This is a genomic window from Bradyrhizobium sp. UNPA324 (assembly GCF_006658635.1).
GTDB classification, from domain to species: Bacteria; Pseudomonadota; Alphaproteobacteria; order Rhizobiales; family Xanthobacteraceae; genus Bradyrhizobium; species Bradyrhizobium nanningense.
Window position 1 is genome coordinate 6,477,166 of record NZ_LFJD01000004.1, and the last position, 17,333, is coordinate 6,494,498.

15 protein-coding genes are annotated in these 17,333 nt (G+C 65.1%); 7 read left to right on the forward strand and 8 right to left on the reverse strand.

Translation table 11 applies throughout. The features are described 5' to 3' along the window. Positions 1-15 precede the first annotated feature (15 nt). Positions 16-1,605 carry a gamma-glutamyltransferase family protein gene (locus tag UNPA324_RS31105; protein WP_128918674.1) on the reverse strand — a complete coding sequence of 530 codons (1,590 nt, stop codon included), beginning with the start codon at positions 1,603-1,605 and terminating at the stop codon, positions 16-18. Positions 1,606-1,720: 115 nt separating this feature from the next. Here UNPA324_RS31105 and UNPA324_RS31110 point away from each other — a divergent pair, with 115 nt between their 5' ends. Then, positions 1,721-2,494 carry an enoyl-CoA hydratase-related protein gene (locus tag UNPA324_RS31110; RefSeq protein ID WP_141937761.1) on the forward strand — a complete coding sequence of 258 codons (774 nt, stop codon included), beginning with the start codon at positions 1,721-1,723 and terminating at the stop codon, positions 2,492-2,494. Positions 2,495-2,633: 139 nt separating this feature from the next. Here UNPA324_RS31110 and UNPA324_RS35435 read toward each other — a convergent pair whose 3' ends face one another. Both UNPA324_RS35435 and UNPA324_RS31115 read right to left on the reverse strand, forming a co-directional pair. Next, positions 2,634-2,810, reverse strand: coding sequence for a hypothetical protein (locus UNPA324_RS35435; RefSeq protein WP_164936151.1), 177 nt, complete (start codon positions 2,808-2,810; stop codon positions 2,634-2,636). 9 nt (positions 2,811-2,819) lie between these two features. Continuing rightward, a complete protein-coding gene (locus tag UNPA324_RS31115; protein WP_141937763.1) occupies positions 2,820-3,053 on the reverse strand; it encodes a DUF6894 family protein in 234 nt (77 codons plus the stop codon). Between the two features lie 207 nt (positions 3,054-3,260). Here UNPA324_RS31115 and UNPA324_RS31120 point away from each other — a divergent pair, with 207 nt between their 5' ends. The 3 genes from UNPA324_RS31120 to UNPA324_RS31130 all read left to right on the forward strand — a co-directional run bounded on the left by UNPA324_RS31120 (position 3,261) and on the right by UNPA324_RS31130 (position 7,383). Continuing rightward, positions 3,261-5,333: a PQQ-dependent sugar dehydrogenase gene (locus UNPA324_RS31120; protein ID WP_128918672.1), complete on the forward strand. Its 2,073-nt coding sequence runs from the start codon at positions 3,261-3,263 to the stop codon at positions 5,331-5,333. After that, entirely contained in the window at positions 5,290-6,231 is a 942-nt protein-coding gene (locus tag UNPA324_RS31125) for an SMP-30/gluconolactonase/LRE family protein (RefSeq protein ID WP_181769581.1), read from the forward strand. Before UNPA324_RS31120 ends, UNPA324_RS31125 begins: the two co-directional genes overlap by 44 nt. A gap of 126 nt (positions 6,232-6,357) precedes the next feature. Continuing rightward, positions 6,358-7,383: a histone deacetylase family protein gene (locus UNPA324_RS31130; RefSeq protein WP_128918670.1), complete on the forward strand. Its 1,026-nt coding sequence runs from the start codon at positions 6,358-6,360 to the stop codon at positions 7,381-7,383. 27 nt (positions 7,384-7,410) lie between these two features. On the opposite strand, the gene UNPA324_RS31135 is transcribed toward UNPA324_RS31130, so the two are convergent. Next, positions 7,411-8,142 carry a 4'-phosphopantetheinyl transferase family protein gene (locus UNPA324_RS31135; protein WP_128918669.1) on the reverse strand — a complete coding sequence of 244 codons (732 nt, stop codon included), beginning with the start codon at positions 8,140-8,142 and terminating at the stop codon, positions 7,411-7,413. Between the two features lie 663 nt (positions 8,143-8,805). On the opposite strand from UNPA324_RS31135, the gene UNPA324_RS31145 reads away from it, so the two are divergent. Then, the gene (locus tag UNPA324_RS31145; protein ID WP_128918667.1) at positions 8,806-9,756 is read left to right on the forward strand and encodes a DUF6492 family protein; all 951 of its coding nucleotides are present in this window, start codon (positions 8,806-8,808) and stop codon (positions 9,754-9,756) included. Between the two features lie 12 nt (positions 9,757-9,768). Here the strand turns inward: UNPA324_RS31145 and UNPA324_RS31150 are convergent, their stop codons facing one another. After that, entirely contained in the window at positions 9,769-10,836 is a 1,068-nt protein-coding gene (locus tag UNPA324_RS31150; RefSeq protein ID WP_141937767.1) for an endo-1,4-beta-xylanase, read from the reverse strand. Between the two features lie 309 nt (positions 10,837-11,145). Here UNPA324_RS31150 and UNPA324_RS31155 point away from each other — a divergent pair, with 309 nt between their 5' ends. Further along, positions 11,146-12,582: a lipopolysaccharide biosynthesis protein gene (locus UNPA324_RS31155; RefSeq protein WP_141937769.1), complete on the forward strand. Its 1,437-nt coding sequence runs from the start codon at positions 11,146-11,148 to the stop codon at positions 12,580-12,582. A 238-nt stretch (positions 12,583-12,820) separates the two neighbouring features. Beyond that, positions 12,821-14,380, forward strand: coding sequence for a L,D-transpeptidase (locus tag UNPA324_RS31160; RefSeq protein ID WP_141937771.1), 1,560 nt, complete (start codon positions 12,821-12,823; stop codon positions 14,378-14,380). Positions 14,381-14,624: 244 nt separating this feature from the next. Here the strand turns inward: UNPA324_RS31160 and UNPA324_RS31165 are convergent, their stop codons facing one another. The 3 genes from UNPA324_RS31165 to UNPA324_RS31175 all read right to left on the reverse strand — a co-directional run bounded on the left by UNPA324_RS31165 (position 14,625) and on the right by UNPA324_RS31175 (position 17,262). After that, the gene (locus tag UNPA324_RS31165) at positions 14,625-15,437 is read right to left on the reverse strand and encodes a class I SAM-dependent methyltransferase (RefSeq protein ID WP_141937773.1); all 813 of its coding nucleotides are present in this window, start codon (positions 15,435-15,437) and stop codon (positions 14,625-14,627) included. Positions 15,438-15,529: 92 nt separating this feature from the next. After that, positions 15,530-16,069, reverse strand: coding sequence for a VOC family protein (locus tag UNPA324_RS31170; protein WP_128918662.1), 540 nt, complete (start codon positions 16,067-16,069; stop codon positions 15,530-15,532). A gap of 227 nt (positions 16,070-16,296) precedes the next feature. Continuing rightward, the gene (locus tag UNPA324_RS31175) at positions 16,297-17,262 is read right to left on the reverse strand and encodes a Bug family tripartite tricarboxylate transporter substrate binding protein (RefSeq protein WP_181769694.1); all 966 of its coding nucleotides are present in this window, start codon (positions 17,260-17,262) and stop codon (positions 16,297-16,299) included. Positions 17,263-17,333 lie beyond the last annotated feature (71 nt).

Here is a 17,333-nt window from a genome sequence, read left to right on the forward strand (position 1 = left end):
AGCGATCCCTAGCCCTCAGGCTTCCGCCACCGCGTCGGCCCAGGGCTGAAAGATCTCGACCGCGCCAAAATTCGTGTCGCCCGCGCGCATCACCACGCTCGGGCAGGCGAACTTTTGCGGCAAGGCCTGCACGCGGGTCTCTTCATAGTCGAAGCGCGAGCCCAGCGTCTTGCGCACATCCTCCGGCAAACGAGCATCGCCGATCACCACCGCGCCTTCGCTGGCGTCGATGCGCGGCTGATGGATGGCGGCATCGAGATCCATGCCGAAATCCATCGCGAAGGACACGAGCTGCATCACCGACGGCAGAATGCGGCGGCCGCCGGAGGCGCCAACGGCGAGGCGCTTGCCGTCCTTGGTCTCGGCGATGACCGGCGTGTAGTTGCAAAGGCAGCGCTTGCCGGGAGCCAGCGAGTTGGTCGTGCCGGGCGTCGGGTCGAACCACATGATGCCGTTGTTCATGGCGATGCCGCTGTGCGGCGTCACATATCTCGAGCCAAAGGACGAGAGCAGCGTCTGCGTCACCGCGGCGATGTTGCCGTGCCGGTCGACCACGGAGAAATGCGTCGTGCAGGCCGGCGCCAGATATTCGGCACCGAGCGAGCGTTTGCCGTCGGCATCGCCCATGTCCTTGAGCCGCTCGCGGAAGGCCGCCTGCAGAGCGAGTGCGTATTCGACATAGGCGGTCGCGTCCGGCGCGCGTCCCGGCTTCAGGCTCTGCTGCAACAGGCGCAGCGCGTGCGCCATGGTCGGCCCGGCCGTGAGCTCGGGCGTCGCATAGACCTTGCCGTCGCGATACGGGATCGCCAGCGGCTCGCGCAAATGCGCGCGGAATGCGGCGAGGTCCTCGACCGACAGCGAACCGCCATCGGCCTTGATGTCGGAGGCGATGCTCCTGGCGAGGTCACCCTGGTAGAAATCGCGCGGCCCAGCGTCGGCAAGATGCGACAGCGTCGCCTTCAGCGTGTCCTGCGGCAGCCGGGTCTCGGCCTTGATGCCCCATGGCGCGCTCGGTGGCAGCCCGTCCTTCAGGAACGCCGCCGCGCTGGCGGGATAGCGCCTGAGATCGGCGGCCGAGCCGGAGATCGTCACCGTGGTCCACCAATCGACCAGCAGGCCTTCGCCGGCGAGCTTGGCTGCCGGCGCGACCAGATCCTTCCACGGCATTTTAGCGTAGCGGCGATGCGCCTCTTCCATCCCCGCGACGACCCCGGGCACGGCGATCGAACCGGGACCGTGGACGTTGCGATCGTCCTTCACCCGCGGCCACGGAAAGAGATCGGAAGCGGCGCCCTCGCCGCTGAGCGGATAGTCGGCGACGCGCAGGCTCTGCGGCGCGCGCATGCCGTAATCGATCACCTCGTAGCGATTTTCCTTGGCACGGTAGAGCACCATCGCACCGCCGCCACCGATGCCGCTGTTCCAGGGCTCCAGCACGTTCAGCGCCATGGTCGTCGCCACGATCGCATCCACGCAGTCGCCGCCCGCCGCCAGCACCTGTGCCCCGACTTCGGCCGCCCGCCGCGATTGCGAGGCGACGATGCCACCCTTGGACGTGACGGCGGGTTTGCGGACGGTTTGGTTGAGGCTGAACTGATGGGGCATGATGTCGTCTTGATGTTCTGGGCTGGCTTCGTTGCGCTGACTTGCTCCGCGATTGGCGAAGCGCGCGGACAATGGCACATTGCGGCCAACGAGAACATCCAAAGGGAGGCGCAACATGGCTGGTGTGAAACAGGCGCGGGATGGTGCGGTCGGAATCCTGACGCTCGACGAACCCGCGAGCCTGAATGCGATGACGCCGGACCTGCTCGGCGCGCTCGCCGCCGCCGTCGGCGAGATGTCGCAGGACGAGAGTATTCGAGCCCTGATCCTGACCGGTGCGGGACGCGGCTTCTGCTCGGGACAAAATCTGAAGGCGTCGGAGGCGCTCGGCGAAGACATCGCGGCCGGCGTGATGCGCTTCTACTGGCCGGCCTTCAAGGCATTGCGCGAATGCCGCGTGCCCGTCGTCGTCGCCGTGAACGGGGTGGCGGCCGGCGGCGGCTTCAGCCTCGCCATGGCCGGCGACATCATCGTCGCGGCGCGGTCGGCGAGCTTCATCCAGGTGTTCAGCCGCATCGCGTTGGTGCCGGATCTCGGCTCGACCTGGCTGCTGCCGCGGCTGGTCGGCCGGCAGCGCGCGCTCGAGCTGATGCTGCTCAACGAGCCGCTGACCGCAGAGCAAGCCCGGCAGATCGGCCTGGTGCGGCAGGTCGTCGACGACGCGAAGCTGATGGACGAGGCGCTGACGCTGGCGCACCGGCTGGCCGAGGGCCCGACGCGCGCTTTGGTGGCAACCCGCCTCCTCGTCGAGGAGAGCGAGCACGCGACCTACGAGGCGCAATTCCGCCGCGAGATCGAGCTCCAGGCGGTGATCCGCAAGAGTGCCGACGCCGTCGAAGGCCGCAAGGCCTTCGTCGAGAAGCGCAGGGCGAGGTTTACCGGGAAGTGAGGGTTACGGCTGCCCTAGCTCCGTCATGGCCGGGCTTGTCCCGGCCATCCACGTTCTCGTGGGGATGCAAGGACGTGGATGCCCGGGACGAGCCCGGGCATGACGAGTGGAGAGACTGTTGGTCGAAAAGCAGGGCCGCTCAGAGCGAGCGGTTCAGCCGGCTGGCCTGATACTTGGCGCGCCATTTCGGGCCGGGCCCGCGCATATAGTGAAGCTCGGGGCGGTAGGGGTCACCGGCGACCCGGATCAGCGTCTGCCATTTGGCAGCGACGAAGCTCAGGGGCTGGCGGAGGAGGCTCAGTGAGGCGATCGACATGGCATCACCTCAATGCGGCTTGCCGAGCATGGCGGTGAAGGGGAGGTCGAAAATCTCCTCGCCGTCGTCGTCGCTGACATAGATCACCCAGTCGCGCCAGTCTTCGTTGCTCGGCGTCAGGATCATCGATCGCATGATCTGAGAGGCACGGTCGCGCGCCTCGGTGAGATTGGACACGGCGGCGCCGTAGCGGTCGATCAGCGTGCCCTCGGTGTTCGAGCAGTGAAAATAGACCTGGACCATATGCGCCTCCTGGCGGAGCAACTGGGATGGCAAAGCGATACCACCCGTAGCCTTTGCGAAACATTCGGGTCGAACCCGGTAAGGGAATTTACGGATATTGGTCGGCCTCAAGGTCGTTACAGGTTTAATCACAGGCGAGTGATGTTGAACTGGACGGCATTTCCACGGCATGGAACACCTTTTCGCGGGGAAGTTTGGGAGGCCGCCGTGAGCCATTTCACATCTAAGCGCGAACGCCGAAGGCTGCGCGCATGTGCGGGAGTCTTAACGGCTCTGCTTGGGCTCGGCTCAGTGGCATCATCAGAGCCGCTCCGCCGGAGCGGCTATGCGATCGGCGCGGACACCTGCGGCAACGGCGATCTCGCTTTTGCCAGAATCCAGATCGACATGAAGGCCGGCTTTTGCGCCGGGCTCGTCGCCAGCGAAGAGGATGGCCTCAAGTTTCCGCGGTCGATCGTCCAGGTGCCGGGCCGCGACCTGTTCGTGGTGGCCGACATGGGCGGTTGGGGCCATACCGACGGACGGCTGCTGCTGCTCGATCCGCGCGCGCCGCAGGCCGGGCGGCTCAAGGAGCTTCTGGCGGGAATCGAATATCCATTCGGCCTCGCGATCGGTCCGGACAAGAAGCTTTACGCCTCGACCGCCGAGACGATCTTCCGGTTCGATCCGCTCGCCGACAATCCGCGCGGCACGGTCGAAACCATCATCCGTCACATGCCCGGGCGCCGGATCACGTTGCCCGACGGCACCAGGCTCGAGGAGAGCGCGCATCCGCTCAAGCAGTTCGTCTTCGACAGGAACGGGCGGCTGTTCGTCAACGTCGGCTCGCACAGCGACGACTGCATCACGCCTGCGCCGATCACGAAGCCTTGCGCGGCGGCCGAGGGCGCTTCCGCCATGGCGTCGATCTGGCTGTTCGTGCCGCCTGCGAGCGGCGTCTTCCCGGCGCTGAATCCTGGCGATCCCGATCCGCCGCACACCGTTTATGCGCGCGGCTTGCGCAACTCGATGGCCCTAGTGCTGCATCCGAATTTCCCTGATGCCGGCTACGCCTTCCTGCAGGGCGAGAACGGGCGTGATCTGCCCGATATTTTCAAGCCGAACGAGGAGATCAACGCGATTCTGCAGGGCAGGCATTATGGCTGGCCCTATTGCTACGATCTGTCGACGCCGAGTCCCGAATTCAGGAACGTGCTGCAGGGTGGCGTCTACAAGTCGCTGTGCACGGCAGGCGCGCTCTACAAGCCGCCGCTCACACTGATGCCGCCGCACGGTGCGCCGCTCGCGATGCTCTATTATCACGGCGCCAAGTTTCCAGAGCTCGAGGGCAAGCTGCTGGTCGGCCTGCACGGCTATCGCCCGACCGGCAGCCGCGTCCTCGTCTACGACGTCGATGATCACGGTTTCCCCAAGCCAAGCCCGGCACCGGTGCACTATCACGTCAGCTGCGCGGCCGAGCCGACGCGCAGTTTTCAGACCGACGCCGGCGAGGTGGGGGCCGCGCCGTTCGAGGAGCTGATCGCGGGTTGGCACCGCGTCAACGGCGCGCGGCCGCAAGGCGCGCCGGTCGGCATGACGGTCGCGGAGGATGGCGCGATCTGGCTGATCGAGGACAAGAACCAGAGCGTGATCCGCATCGATCGTGCCGCAGGCGACCCACCGCCACCGCTGCCGTGCGACACGCGCAGCGAGGCGATGATCGACCAGCTTGCGGCCTTTGTCGCCCGGGACGCGCAGAACACCGCCCGGCTCACCACGCTGCGCAGAGGCCTCGTCGAGCGGCACTGCGTCGGCTGTCATTCGGATTTCGGTTTGAAGCCGGCTCGATCGGAGGCCGAGAAGGACAGGGCGGCGCTCCGCTTCATGCTCGCGCAGGACGGCTGGATCTATCCGGGCGACCCCTCGTCCGGCAAGCTGCGCACGCGCCTGCGCGGCATCGGCGCGGAGAAGCTGATGCCGCCGGGCGGCGAGAGCCTGCCGAAGACCGAGCCCGGCTATGCCCGCCTGCTCGACACGATGGATCTGCTTGTTGCGAAGATGATCCCGGGCACGCGGATGCGGATCAAGCCCGGCCCGCCGCAGCGCAAGTTCTTTGGAAAGACGAACAAGGAATGCGGCGAAATACCGGCTGCGAAGGTCGTTGTCGTGACACAAAGGAGCGCTGTAGACAAACCCGGCTTCAGCCAATTCTTCCGGCCGGCCGATCCCTACCTGAATGGCGAGTGCACCGACGGCGATGGCTATTTCATCCGGCAGGAATTTCTGGTGCCTGTGCAGTAGCGTCCTCCTCGTCGTTGCGACGGCGCCCGCGCAAGCTCAAACGAAGCTGTTCGAAAGCGCGCAGGTGACGCCCGCCGGCGAATACACCTTCGGCATCGAAGGCCCGGCAGCCGACCTCGACGGCAATTTGTTCGTGGTCAATCTCGGCAAGCCCGGCACCATCGGCAGGCTGCCTGCGGGCGGTGCGGCGTCGGAGCCATTCACGGCTCTGCCGGAGGGCAGTGTCGGCAACGCCATCCGCTTCGATCGCAGCGGCACGATGTTCATCGCCGACTACAAGAAGCACAACATCTTTGCGATTCCAAAGGGCGCGACCGAGCCTATCGTCTGGTTTCACTCCGACGAGATGAACCAGCCAAACGACATCACCATCGCCCACGACGGCACGGTCTATGCGAGCGATCCGAACTGGAAGGGCAGGGAAGGTCACATCTGGCGGATTGCGAAAGCCGCCGATGGCACGGTGCAGGGACAAGTGATGACGTCACCGCGCACGATGGGCACCACCAACGGCATCGATCTCAGCCCTGACGGCAAGACGCTTTATGTCGGGGAATCCAGTAATGGTCAGATCTGGTCCTATGCCATCAATGGCAACGAGCTGACGGGCGCAAAGCTGGTCAAGGCATTCCAGCCCGACACTGTCGACGGGCTGCGCACCGACGTTGCCGGCCGTCTCTATGTCGCGCGCATTCTCAAGGGCACGGTCGCGCTGATGAAGCCCAATGGCGCGGTCGAGCGCGAGATCGCACTCAAGGCCAAGGAGCCGACCAACCTCGCCTTCGGCGGCCGCGATGGCAAGACCGTCTTCGTCACCCAGCGTCAGGGCGGCTTCATCGAGTCCTTCCGGACCGACCAGCAGGGCCGCGAGCACTGCCTCCAGCGCGGGCGCTGCTAGAGCGTGATCTGCTTCCGGCGGAGAGCCGCGCGAGAGGTGCGGCATTCTTCTTGCTTGCATCTCGCCGCCGCGGGGACCAAGACTTTCGTGGCACGTCAAAAGAACCTGCGAGCACGGAGTGTTTGAGTGAAAGCCGTCCATACCGAACTGCACCGCAGCCATGATCCGCAATTCTTCCTGGTCCGCGGCGTCGTCAAGCGCACCACCGAGCAGCCGGAGCGCGCCGACAGGCTGCTCAAGGGGTTGAAGGACGGCAAGCACCAGCTCGTCGAGCCGACCAAGTTCGGGCAGGGGCCTCGCGCGCGCATTCACAGCCCGGAATATCTGTCGTTCCTGAGCGAAGCCTGGGACGCCTGGACCGCGCTCGGCGATTCCGGCCCGGAAATGATCGGCAACATCCACCCGGTGCGGCATGCCGCGACCTATCCGACCCATATCGTCGGCAAGCTCGGCTGGCACACCGCCGACACCGCGGCGCCGATCGGTCCGGGCACCTGGGCCGCGGCCTGTGCCGCGACCGACGTTGCGGTCACCGCCGCGCAGATGGTGATGGACGGCGAGGATGCGGTCTACGCGCTCTGCCGTCCGCCCGGCCACCACGCCTATCGCGACATGGCCGGCGGCTTCTGCTTCCTCAACAACAGTGCGATTGCCGCAGGCCAGCTGCGGCAGAAGCACGAGCGCGTCGTCATCCTCGACGTCGACGTCCATCATGGCAACGGCACGCAAGGCATCTTCTACGCCCGGCCCGACGTCTACACGATCTCGATCCATGCCGATCCCGTTGCATACTATCCTTACGTGTGGGGCTATGCCCATGAGCGCGGCGAAGGCCCGGGCCTCGGCGCCAATCTCAACATTCCCCTCGCGATCGGTACCGGCGATGACGGCTACATGCAGTCGCTGGACGTCGCGCGCAAGGCCATCGAGTCCTTTGCGCCCGGCGCGCTCGTGATCGCGCTCGGCCTCGATGCCTCCGAACACGATCCGCTCAAGGGATTGGCCGTCACCACGCCGGGCTTCCGCCGGATCGGCCAGGCCATCGCCAGGATGGGCCTGCCCACCGTGTTCGTGCAGGAAGGCGGCTATCTTTCGGATATTCTGGGTGCGAACCTGACCTCGGTGCTGGCGGGATTCGAAGAAGCGAGGTGAGGCTTGAAGCGCGCTGCCGCGGGGGCGCTATTCAGCCGCTTGCTGCAGCGGCCAGGCATTACGGCTGATGGGAAGGCCTCCGTTCGCGCGGGAGCCATCGGCGATCGCGAGGCGATGCGAGGGCGACGGCGAGCACAGCGAGAAGCGCCAGCCGTCGGGATCGTCGGCGATATCGGGCTTGAAGCTGATTTCGATGGCCTCGCGTGACACCTGCATCGCGAAGGCGTCGAGCGGCAGATTGAGGCCAAAGCCCCTGGCCTTCAGATAGGCCTCCTTGAGCGTCCAGTAGTCGAAGAAGCGCTCAATCGCGGCGGGCTCCGGCAGTCCCCGCAAGGTCTCGACCTCCTCCGGCGCAAAGAAGCGAAGCGCGGTGGACAGCGGCGCCGCCCGCCGCGACACGACTTCGACGTCGACGCCGACGGTCTCATGCCGCGAGACGACGCAGGCGGCGCAGCCGTCGGCATGAGACAGGCTGAAATGCAGCGCGGTCGAGGTTGCGGGCGCTGCGACAAATGGCCGCCCGTAGCGGCCGGCCCCGAAGGACCAGTCGGAGGGCGCGACGTTGGGAGCGACCTGCGACAGCGCCAGGCGCAGCATGGCGTGCGCGAAGATATACTGCCGTCGATGCCGCTCGAACATGAAGCGATCGGCCCGGGTCCGTTCGTCGACCGAGAGCAGCCGTCGGCACGTCTCGACCGCGCCCGGCGCGTCGATGGACTCGATCAGTCCGACAAAGAGTTCAATTCTGTCGTTCGGCATCAATTGGGCCTTTTGCGTCAGGCGGAGGGCAAATCCCTCGTCCTGACGGAAGAAACAACTGAGCAAGAATCAGCCATGCAGACCGCTTCTAGCGGTCCACCCGGGCGAATTCTTGTCGATTTGCAGGCCGGTTTACAGCTGCAAGCTTGTGCGAGACCCCAGCTCGACACGCGAGCGGCCCATCTTCGAAAAAAGTAAAGCCTGAGATTGGTACGGCGTCCCCGGCCGACGAAATCCTACTTCTTCTTTGCACCCAGGAGCTTCTGGAGAGCTCTGCGGTCCTTGTCGCCCAACGAGGTGCCCCTGGCAAATTTGCTGAACCCCATAACACTCCCCCCTTGAAAATAATCGTCCAAATCAAAACGTGCGAATATCTTGCGCGGTGACGTCGAATAATCAAGACGCAACTTGATCATTCACAGCTTTGGCGCGTGAACCCGTAGTCATCCGGGATGTCAGTCGCTCAGGCCGTCCTCGACCGCCGCGCCGCCGATGGGTGGCAGCGCGCCGCGGGCCCCGGCCGCTACGCTTTTGCGGCATCGAGTACCGCTGCTGTCAGATGGCTAACACTTCGTTTCGTTTTACCTTGATTCGAATCGTTGGTTTCCCCCATCTCGCGGCGCGGCTATGAGTGCGGCCTGATGGCCATTTGAGCGCGCGCCCATGCATTCCGTTGCACTGCTGACTGCCAGCTATGCCAAGGATATCGAACGTTTTTCGCTGCTCAGCGAGAGCATCGACACCTGGCTGACGGGATACACGCGGCATTATGTTCTCGTTAATGACGAGGATGTGCCGCTGTTCGAGCGCTTCGCCTCCGACAAGCGGATCATCGTTCCGGCCTCGCGCTATTTGCCGAAATGGCTGTTCGCCCTGCCGCCGGCGCTTCAGTTCATCAGCAAGCGGCGCGTCTGGCTGTCGCTGCTGTCGTCGCCGGTGCACGGCTGGCACATCCAGCAGATCCTGAAGATCGCCGGCGTCCTCAACGCGCCCGAGCAGCGCGTCTGCATCCTGGATTCGGACAATCTGTTCTTTCGCGAATTCGACGTTGGCCAATATGCCGGCGCCGAGAAGACGCCCCTGTTCGTCACTCCGAAGGACATCGGCGCCGATCACCCGCTGCATGGCCTGTGGCTGCGCACCGTCGATCAGCTGCTCGGCATCAAGAACCGCTCCTTCCCCGCCGACGATTATGTCGGCAACGCGCTGGTCTGGGACAAGGACGCCGCGCGCGCCATGACCGCCGCGATCAAATCGGCGACGGGGCTGAATTGGGTCCTGGCGCTGTGCCGCAAGAAGAAGTTCTCGGAATATCTGATGTACGGCCATTTCGTCGCGAACTCGCCCGCGCATCTGGCCGCCCACCGGGTCACCGAAGACAGCATCGCGGTCTCGCATTGGGACGACACGCCGCTCGACCGTCCCGCCATCGAGGCGATGATGTGCGCCGCCTCCCCCGAGCAGGTCGCGCTCTGCATCCAGTCCTATTCCTCGACCTCCGTCGACGATATCCGCGACGTGTTCCGCCTCTCTTCGCGCGATCGCCGGGCTCCGAGCCTTGCACCGGACCACGTCGACGAGGCGGCCGCTTTCGTCGTGCCGAAAGCGCGCTGAGATCCACCGCCCTCAGGCGTCTTTCGTAAACTTGCTGATCACGTCCAGGAATGGCTTCGGCTTGAACTCGCCGTCGAGCGGCAGCGGGCGGTTCGGCTGCTTGTCGGCGCGGGCGAAGGTGCCGTTGATCCAGCTGTAGCGATCCGAAAGGCCCCAGGTCAGGATCGAGCGCACCGGGCCGCTGGTCGAGATCGCCGCCAGCAGATCATCGACGCGCTTGGCGACGATGGCGTCGCGCTCCGCGGGACTTCCCGCCAGCTTCTGATCGTCGACGTCGAGCTCGGTGACGAGTACATCCAACCCCCACGAGCGCAGCTCGGTGACGAATTCAGCGAGGCCGTGCGTGTCGATCTCGAGCTCGGCATGCAGATGCGATTGCAAGCCCACGGCGTGGAGCGGAACACCCTGGTCGAGGAGCTCCATGATGAGGTTGCGATAAGCCGCGCGCTTGGCAATGAACGAGTCCTTCGCGGATTCGATGTCGTATTCGTTGATCGCGAGCTTGACGAAGGGATCCGCCGCGGCCGCCGTGCGGAAGGCGAGCGGAATCCAGCTCTGACCCAGATGCTGCGTCCAGAACGTGTCGCGCCGGTCCTTTGGGCCGCGGGGGTTGTCGGGAATCGGCTCGTTGACGACGTCCCACGACGTCAGCTTGTCCTTGTAATAGGAGACGACAGTGCCGATGTGGTCGACATAGGCGCGCTCGACGCCGCGGGTCATCTTGATCTGCTTGGTCCAGTCTGGAATGTCGTGATACCAGGCGAGCGCGTGGCCGCGCATCGTCAGGTCGTTGTCCCGCGCGAAATCCAGGATCGCGTCGGCGCGCTCGAAATTGAACGTGTGGGCGTTTGGCCGCAGCATCGGCCATTTCAGCTCGAGCACCGGCACCACCTGCGTGCAATAGGTGCTGATGGCTTCGCCGAGCCTGGGATCGGCCTGCAGATCCCACAGCGTCGCCGCTGCGCCAAAGCCGGGGCGGCGCTGCGTAAGCTTCGACGCCGGCGCCGCGGATGCCGTTGCTCCCGCCGCGAGTGCTGCGGCGCTACCGAGGAGAAATTCGCGTCTATCGAGCCTGATCACGGCAGTCCTTCTCGAACCAACGCCCCCATTGTACCAAGCGGTGCCTGGCAACGCCCGGGTTTCACCCTGTTGGGTTAACCTCTGCCGCCTGCAAGTCACGGTTTCCACCCACCATCGCGCCTTGCCGTTCGCGGAAGGGCAAATTTAACGCTAACGCGCGAAAGCGGCTGCAAGGCTTCCTTTGCCGGCCGATCTGCAGACTTATGTGACAGTCTTGAGCGATGCTGCGGCGCAGTTCGTTCGCCTCGCCAAGGTCCCATTGATTAACGGCCGTCACACTCGCAAGACCGCTACCGGTCCCGTGCTCGCATGCTGAACCGCCATTTCTCGATTTATCTGGTCGCCTACATCCTGCCTGCTGCGGTGGGCTTCTTCGCTGTCACGGCCTATACGCGGCTGCTGACGCCCGCGGAGTATGGCGTCTACGTCGTCGGCATTAGCCTCGCCGGCATTTTGGGCGCGATCTTCTTCGCCTGGATCAAGCTGTCGGTGTCGCGCTATCAGGCGATGTCGGCGGAGGTGGATTTTCGCGGCACGGCGATGGTCGCCTTCGCCCTTACCGTAGCGGTGCTTTGCGCCACGACCCCGCTGGTTGTCCTGTTCCGCAGCGATGTCAGTGTCGAACTGCTGCTTGCCAGCATGTTCGTCGCGATCATGGCCAATGCCGTCGATGTCGGTCAGGAGTTCGAGCGCGCCAAACTGCGTCCCCACCGGTTTGCCGCGATCTCGATCGTGCGCAGCGTGTCGAGCGTCGGATTCGGCCTCGTCGGCATCTGGCTTGGCTGGGGTGGATTGGGGCTGCTTGCTGCGTTCGGCCTGGGGTCGCTCACCGGAATCATCCTGAACCTGGTCGGCGACCGCACCAAGATCGCGCGCTTCCAGCGCAGCCAGTTCATGCAGCTGGCCCGCTACGGTTTGCCGCTGACGCTGGCCGGACTCTCCGTTGCGGTCTATTCGGCCTGCGACCGGCTCATCGTCGCCTATCTGCTCGGCAAGGATGCCGCCGGCATCTTCGGCGTCGCCGCCGATCTGCCGCGCCAGTTCATGGTTATGATCGCATCCAGCGTCGCCGCCGCCACTGTGCCCTTGGTGTTCAGATCCTTGTCAGAGCATAACAAGGAGACGACGCGGGAGCGCTTGACCGAGAGCCTCGAGCTCCTGCTCGTCGTCGTCACGCCCGTCGCGATCTGGCTCGCGCTTGCGGCGGATCAGGTCGCCGGCACGCTCGTCGGCATCGACTTCCGCGCCGGCGTGTCGGCGCTGCTGCCGATCCTGGTGCTCGCCCGCTTCTTCGGGATCGCCAATCAGTTCTACGTGCAGATCAGCTTTCAGCTCGCCGAGCGCCCCTTCATGCTGGCGGCGCAATCCTTTCTCACGCTGGTGGTCAGCGTCGTGCTGATGGTCGCGCTGGTCGCCGGCTACGGCATCTACGGCGCGGCGCTGGCAACGCTCGCGACCGAGGCGATCGGTTTCCTCGTTGCCGTCGTCCTGATGCATCGCGCCCACCCGGTGCCATTCGACTTCAACCGGCTCGCCGGGGTTGTGGTTTCGGCCGCGGCGATGGCGGCCACCATCCTGGTTGCGCGTTCACAGGTCAGCGGCATCGGCCTCGTCGCACTCATCATCATCAGTTTCGCCGGCGGCCTCGCTTATGCTGCTGCAGCCTGGCTCCTCAACGTCGCCAATGTCCGGACACTGTCATTGCGGTTCCTGCGGAGCTTCAACGCCAAGGCTCTGGGCGTCTGACGGGTGTCCTGGCCGGCGGAAGCGGACATCCTGCCGCAGTGACTGCCGCCAGCTTCGGACCAGCCCCAGCTGCAACCGACCTTCCGCCGGCTCGGGCCATCGTATATGAGGGATTTGTTGCCGGGCCGTGCCGAATATCGCCACAGACGGAACGTAAGGCGGCTGCGAATTCTTAATTGAATGACCGCAATCTGATACATGATCGGCAAGAGCGGGCCGGCATTCGACCGAGGATGGCATGAAAAACCGACTGACAACGGCGCAATCCACCTCGGCAATGCGGCGTTGGGGCCCTCCCGGAATTGTGACGCTGGCGGCGATGGTCGCGTTTGCCGTCTTGACCCCGGCCGCGGCGGCCAAGCAGGCCCGCCAGCCGGTCGAGGCGGTGGCGCCGCGGCAGGCCGGCGAGCCGATCATGGCGATCGTGTCGATCAAGAGCCAGCAGGTTACCTTCTACGACGCGGACGGCTGGATCCTGCGCGCGCCGGTCTCGACCGGGACCACGGGACGCGAGACGCCGGCCGGCGTCTTCGCTGTCATCGAGAAGGACAAGGACCACCACTCGACGATGTATGATGACGCCTGGATGCCGAACATGCAGCGCATCACCTGGAACGGCATCGCGCTGCATGGGGGACCGTTGCCTGGCTATGCCGCCTCGCACGGCTGCGTGCGCATGCCCTTCGGCTTTGCCGAGAATCTGTTCGACAAGACGAACATCGGGATGCGGGTGATCATCTCGCCGTATGACTCGGTCCCGACCGAGTTCTCGCACCCTTCGCTGTTCGTGCCGAAGCCGGAGGCCATCGCCGCCGTGCCGAGCCGTGCCGACAAGCTCTCTGCCGAGGCCGACGAGGCCATTCGGGTCGCCGACGAGGCCAAGAAGGCTGCTTCCGCGGCCGCGAAGGAGGCTGCCTCGCTCCCTGCCGCGCTGCGCAAGCTCGAACAGCAGAAGGCCCGTGCAGACGCCGAACTCGCCTTCGCCGACAAGACGCTCGCGAACGCCAAGACCGATCAGGCCGGCGCCAAGGCCGAGGAGCTGAAGCAGAAGGCGGCAGCCAAGGCTGCCGACGTAGCGACCCAGCTCGACGCCGCCAAAACCGCCGCGCAGCCGAAGCGCGATGCCGTCGCCGCTACCAAGGAGGCCGCGAAGGCCGCCGCGGCCAGGAAGGCCGACGCCGTCAAGGCCGCGACCGACGCGAAGCTCGCGGGCGAACCGGTCTCGGTCTACATCAGCCGCGCGACGCAGAAGCTCTACGTGCGGCGAAACACCCACAAGCCGGCGCCCGACGGCGGCGGGGAGGTGTTCGACACCAGCATCGAGGTTCCTGTCACGATCCGCAATCCCGAGCAGCCGCTCGGCACGCACGTCTTCACGGCGATGGCGAAGTCCGGCACGGGTCTGCGCTGGAGCGTGGTCACGATCGAAAACGGTGACGAGGCCCGCAATGCCCTCGACCGCATCACCATCCCGCAGGACGTGTGGGACCGCATCGGGCCGACCGCATTGCCGCGCTCCTCGATCATCATCTCGGACGAGCCGCTGAGCAGCGAGACCAACTATCGCACCGAATTCGTCGCGGTGTTGAGCGACCAGCCGCAGGGCGGCTTCATCACCCGCAAGCCGACCGCGCCTGCCATGATCGCCAGCGATGACGGCTGGGACAATGGCGGCAACGGTTTCGGCTTCTTCTTCCAGCAGCGCGATCCGTACGTACAGCCGGCCAATCCGCGCCGGCAGCGCGGCCAATATCAATATTATCAGTCGACGCAGCCGATGCAGCGAAGCTGGTGGTAGCACGCGGGGCGCGGCCTAAAGCGGAGTGGCTTTAGGTCGAATCGATTGCCGCAGGCTCGTTCACCTCTCCCGCTTGCGGGAGGGGTCGGCGCGTTCCGTGTGATGCGAAGCATCGTCCCGCGCGCCGGGAGAGGGCTTTCTCCTCTTGGGGATTGTCTCATTGAGGATACACCCTCTCCCCAGCCCTCTCCCGCAAGCGGAAGAGGGAGTGTACCTCCGTCCCTCGTCCCATCATGCTTGGCAACTAGGGCCGCGCTTCGATCACCACAGCCTGAATCTTGCCTTCCACCGGTCCGGAGCCGTGGCGCGTGCGGATCGCCTCGGCGACGATGTCAGTCGCGGCCTGAAGCTTGCTAGCATCCCTTGCCTCGATCTCGCTACGCAGCGGCGTGCCCTGGCAGAGCGCGAGTGCGACGTATTCGGGCGACGGCGCGCGGCTGATTTCAGATCGCGTCTCGATCGAGATGTCGCGGAAGCCGGCACGTTCGAGGTCGGTTCTGATGAGGGCCTTGTCGTAATAGCCGTGCGGCGTGCGGGCCATGAAGCGCGGCGGGTCGTCGGGAAACAGTTTGCCGAGCGCGTCGGTCGCCTCGTGCGTGAGCACATTGTCGTCGATGCGGTCCCAGACGTTGAACACGAACGTGCCGTCCGGTTTCAAGACGCGCTTGACCTCTCCGTACGCCTTGATGCGGTCCGGAAAGAACATCGCGCCGAACTGGCAGCAGACCGCGTCGAACTCGGCGTCGCCGAAGGGCAGGGCCATTCCGTCCGCCTGGCGCCAGGTGATGCGATCGTCATCCGCCTGACGCTGTGCGGCGACCGCAAGCATGGGTTCGTTGAGGTCGGTCGCAACGTAACGGATGCCGGGTGGCAGCACTGCTGCCACGGCGCGCGTCACTGCGCCGGTACCCGCGGCGATCTCGAGCAGCACGGAAGGCGAGCGGGCGGCGACGCGTCTTGCGATGTCCTCCGCATAGACGGAGAAAATCAGAGGGACGAGATACTCGTCATAGATTTTCGGAATCGAGCCGGCGAAAACCTTGTCAGTGTCGGACATGCTTGCCTCGCTGAGGGTTCGAATGCGAAGTGCATGTTAGCATGGCTCCCCGCGCGAGCCAGCAACGCCGCGAAATCCACCGGCGATCGATCCTACGACCTCCCGCCGCCGACCTCGCGGATCGGCCGCGTGCCGTCCCAGCTCAAGGCCGCCTGCCGGACACGCTCGAAGAACGGCCCCTTGGTGCCGCTGATGTCCGAAATCTCGATCACCGTGCCCGGATGGGCCTGGGTGTCGAAATAGGCAAAGCGCCCGCGGTCGCCGCCGATCTGGCCCTCATGGCCGATCCTGTAGCCGAGCCCGATCGCCTTGTCGTAGAGCGCCTGGTAGTCGTGGCTCCAGTAGGACATGTGCTGCAGGCCTTCGTGTCCGGCGTCGAGAAATTCCTTGTACAGCGAAGGCGCGTCGTTGCGCTGCTGGATCAACTCGATCTGGAGATCGCCGGAATTGGCCAGCGCAATACTCATCTCGACCGCAGAGTCCTGGCCGCGGTGGCGAAACCAGTCGGTCTTGACGCGGTCCATGTAGTACCAGGGGCCGACGCCCATCACCTCGATCCAGTGCTTCATCGCAGCGTGGATGTCCCGCACCACATACCCGTTCTGGCGCACCGCGCCGAAGATGCGGCTCATGCCCGCGCTCCTTGTTTCAACTCAAACTACCGCATCACTATCACGCAGGACAGCGCGAGGCCGTGGGACGAGCATAGCCTGCATGGTTCGAGACGCCCGCTTTGGCGGGCTCCTCACCATGAGGGTCTGATATCTCGCCACATGATGGGACCTCATCCTGAGGGCCCGCCGCAGGCGGGCGTCTCGAAGGATCGCCACACGCAAGCGGCCCGCCACGTTACTCCTGCTCACTTGATCTCGATGCCGGCGTCCTTTGCAACCTGCTGCCAGGCCGCAATGTCGCGGGCGTTGATGTCGCGCTGCTCCTCGCCGGGCACGAATTGCGGCGTGATGCCGAGCGCCAGCAGCTTCTGCTTCACCTGATCATCGCCAAGCGCCTCCTTCAGCGCCGCCGACAGTCTCTTCGCGATCGGCTCGGCAAGGCCTGCCGGCGCATACATCGCCCAGGACAGGTTGCGGTCGAACGGCACGCCCTGCTCCTTGTAGCTGGCGACGTCAGGCAGGCTCGGCGAGCGCTCGCCGCAGGCGGCCAGCGCCTTGATCGAGCCGTCCTTCACCAGCGGCGTCGCGGTCGCGACGTCGAGCGTCGCCAGCGAGATGTGGCCGCCGAGCAGGTCGCCGGCTAATTTTGCGATGCCGTTGAACGGCACGTGATCCATCTTGATGCCGGTCTGCTGCATCAGGATTTCGGCACAGAACTGCCCGGTCGAGCCGACGCCCCAGCTGCCGTACTGGACCGGCTCACCCTTCTTGGCGAGCGCGACCAGGCCGTTGATGTCATTGGCGGCGAAATTCCTGGTCGCGACCAGCATGATCGAGGAGGTGCCGACGCGGCCGATCGTCGTGAAATCCTTGATCGGATCGTAGGGCAGCTTTGGATAGATGGCGGGGGCCAGCACATGCGTGGTCATTCCGCCGACGGTGATGGTGTAGCCGTCGTTTGGCGACGTCGCGACCATCTGCGAGCCGAGCGTGCCGGCCGCACCCGTGTGGTTCTCGATATAGATGCTCTGTCCGAGCGTCTTGCCCATCCTGTCCGCAAGCAGCCGGCCGACCACGTCACCGCCGCCGCCGGCCGCATAGGGCAGCAGCATCCGGATCTTGTGGGCGGGGTAGGCGGCGGGATCCTCGGCCTGTGCGGGCACGGCCGCAGGCAGGATCAGCAGCGACGATGTGACGAGGCGAAGCGTTATAATGGTTTGCCGCGCGGGCAAAAAGCGGGCGAGGCGTGCCATGGCGTTGTCTCCCAATTGCTTCTCCGCTT

Bases quoted from the DNA above. Each gene is read 5' to 3' on its own strand.
- UNPA324_RS31105 (WP_128918674.1), bottom strand. From the start codon at position 1,605: ATGCCCCATCAGTTCAGCCTCAACCAAACCGTCCGCAAACCCGCCGTC.
- UNPA324_RS31110 (WP_141937761.1), top strand. From the start codon at position 1,721: ATGGCTGGTGTGAAACAGGCGCGGGATGGTGCGGTCGGAATCCTGACG.
- UNPA324_RS35435 (WP_164936151.1), bottom strand. From the start codon at position 2,810: ATGTCGATCGCCTCACTGAGCCTCCTCCGCCAGCCCCTGAGCTTCGTC.
- UNPA324_RS31115 (WP_141937763.1), bottom strand. From the start codon at position 3,053: ATGGTCCAGGTCTATTTTCACTGCTCGAACACCGAGGGCACGCTGATC.
- UNPA324_RS31125 (WP_181769581.1), top strand. From the start codon at position 5,290: ATGGCTATTTCATCCGGCAGGAATTTCTGGTGCCTGTGCAGTAGCGTC.
- UNPA324_RS31135 (WP_128918669.1), bottom strand. From the start codon at position 8,142: ATGCCGAACGACAGAATTGAACTCTTTGTCGGACTGATCGAGTCCATC.
- UNPA324_RS31145 (WP_128918667.1), top strand. From the start codon at position 8,806: ATGCATTCCGTTGCACTGCTGACTGCCAGCTATGCCAAGGATATCGAA.
- UNPA324_RS31155 (WP_141937769.1), top strand. From the start codon at position 11,146: ATGCTGAACCGCCATTTCTCGATTTATCTGGTCGCCTACATCCTGCCT.
- UNPA324_RS31160 (WP_141937771.1), top strand. From the start codon at position 12,821: ATGAAAAACCGACTGACAACGGCGCAATCCACCTCGGCAATGCGGCGT.
- UNPA324_RS31165 (WP_141937773.1), bottom strand. From the start codon at position 15,437: ATGTCCGACACTGACAAGGTTTTCGCCGGCTCGATTCCGAAAATCTAT.
- UNPA324_RS31170 (WP_128918662.1), bottom strand. From the start codon at position 16,069: ATGAGCCGCATCTTCGGCGCGGTGCGCCAGAACGGGTATGTGGTGCGG.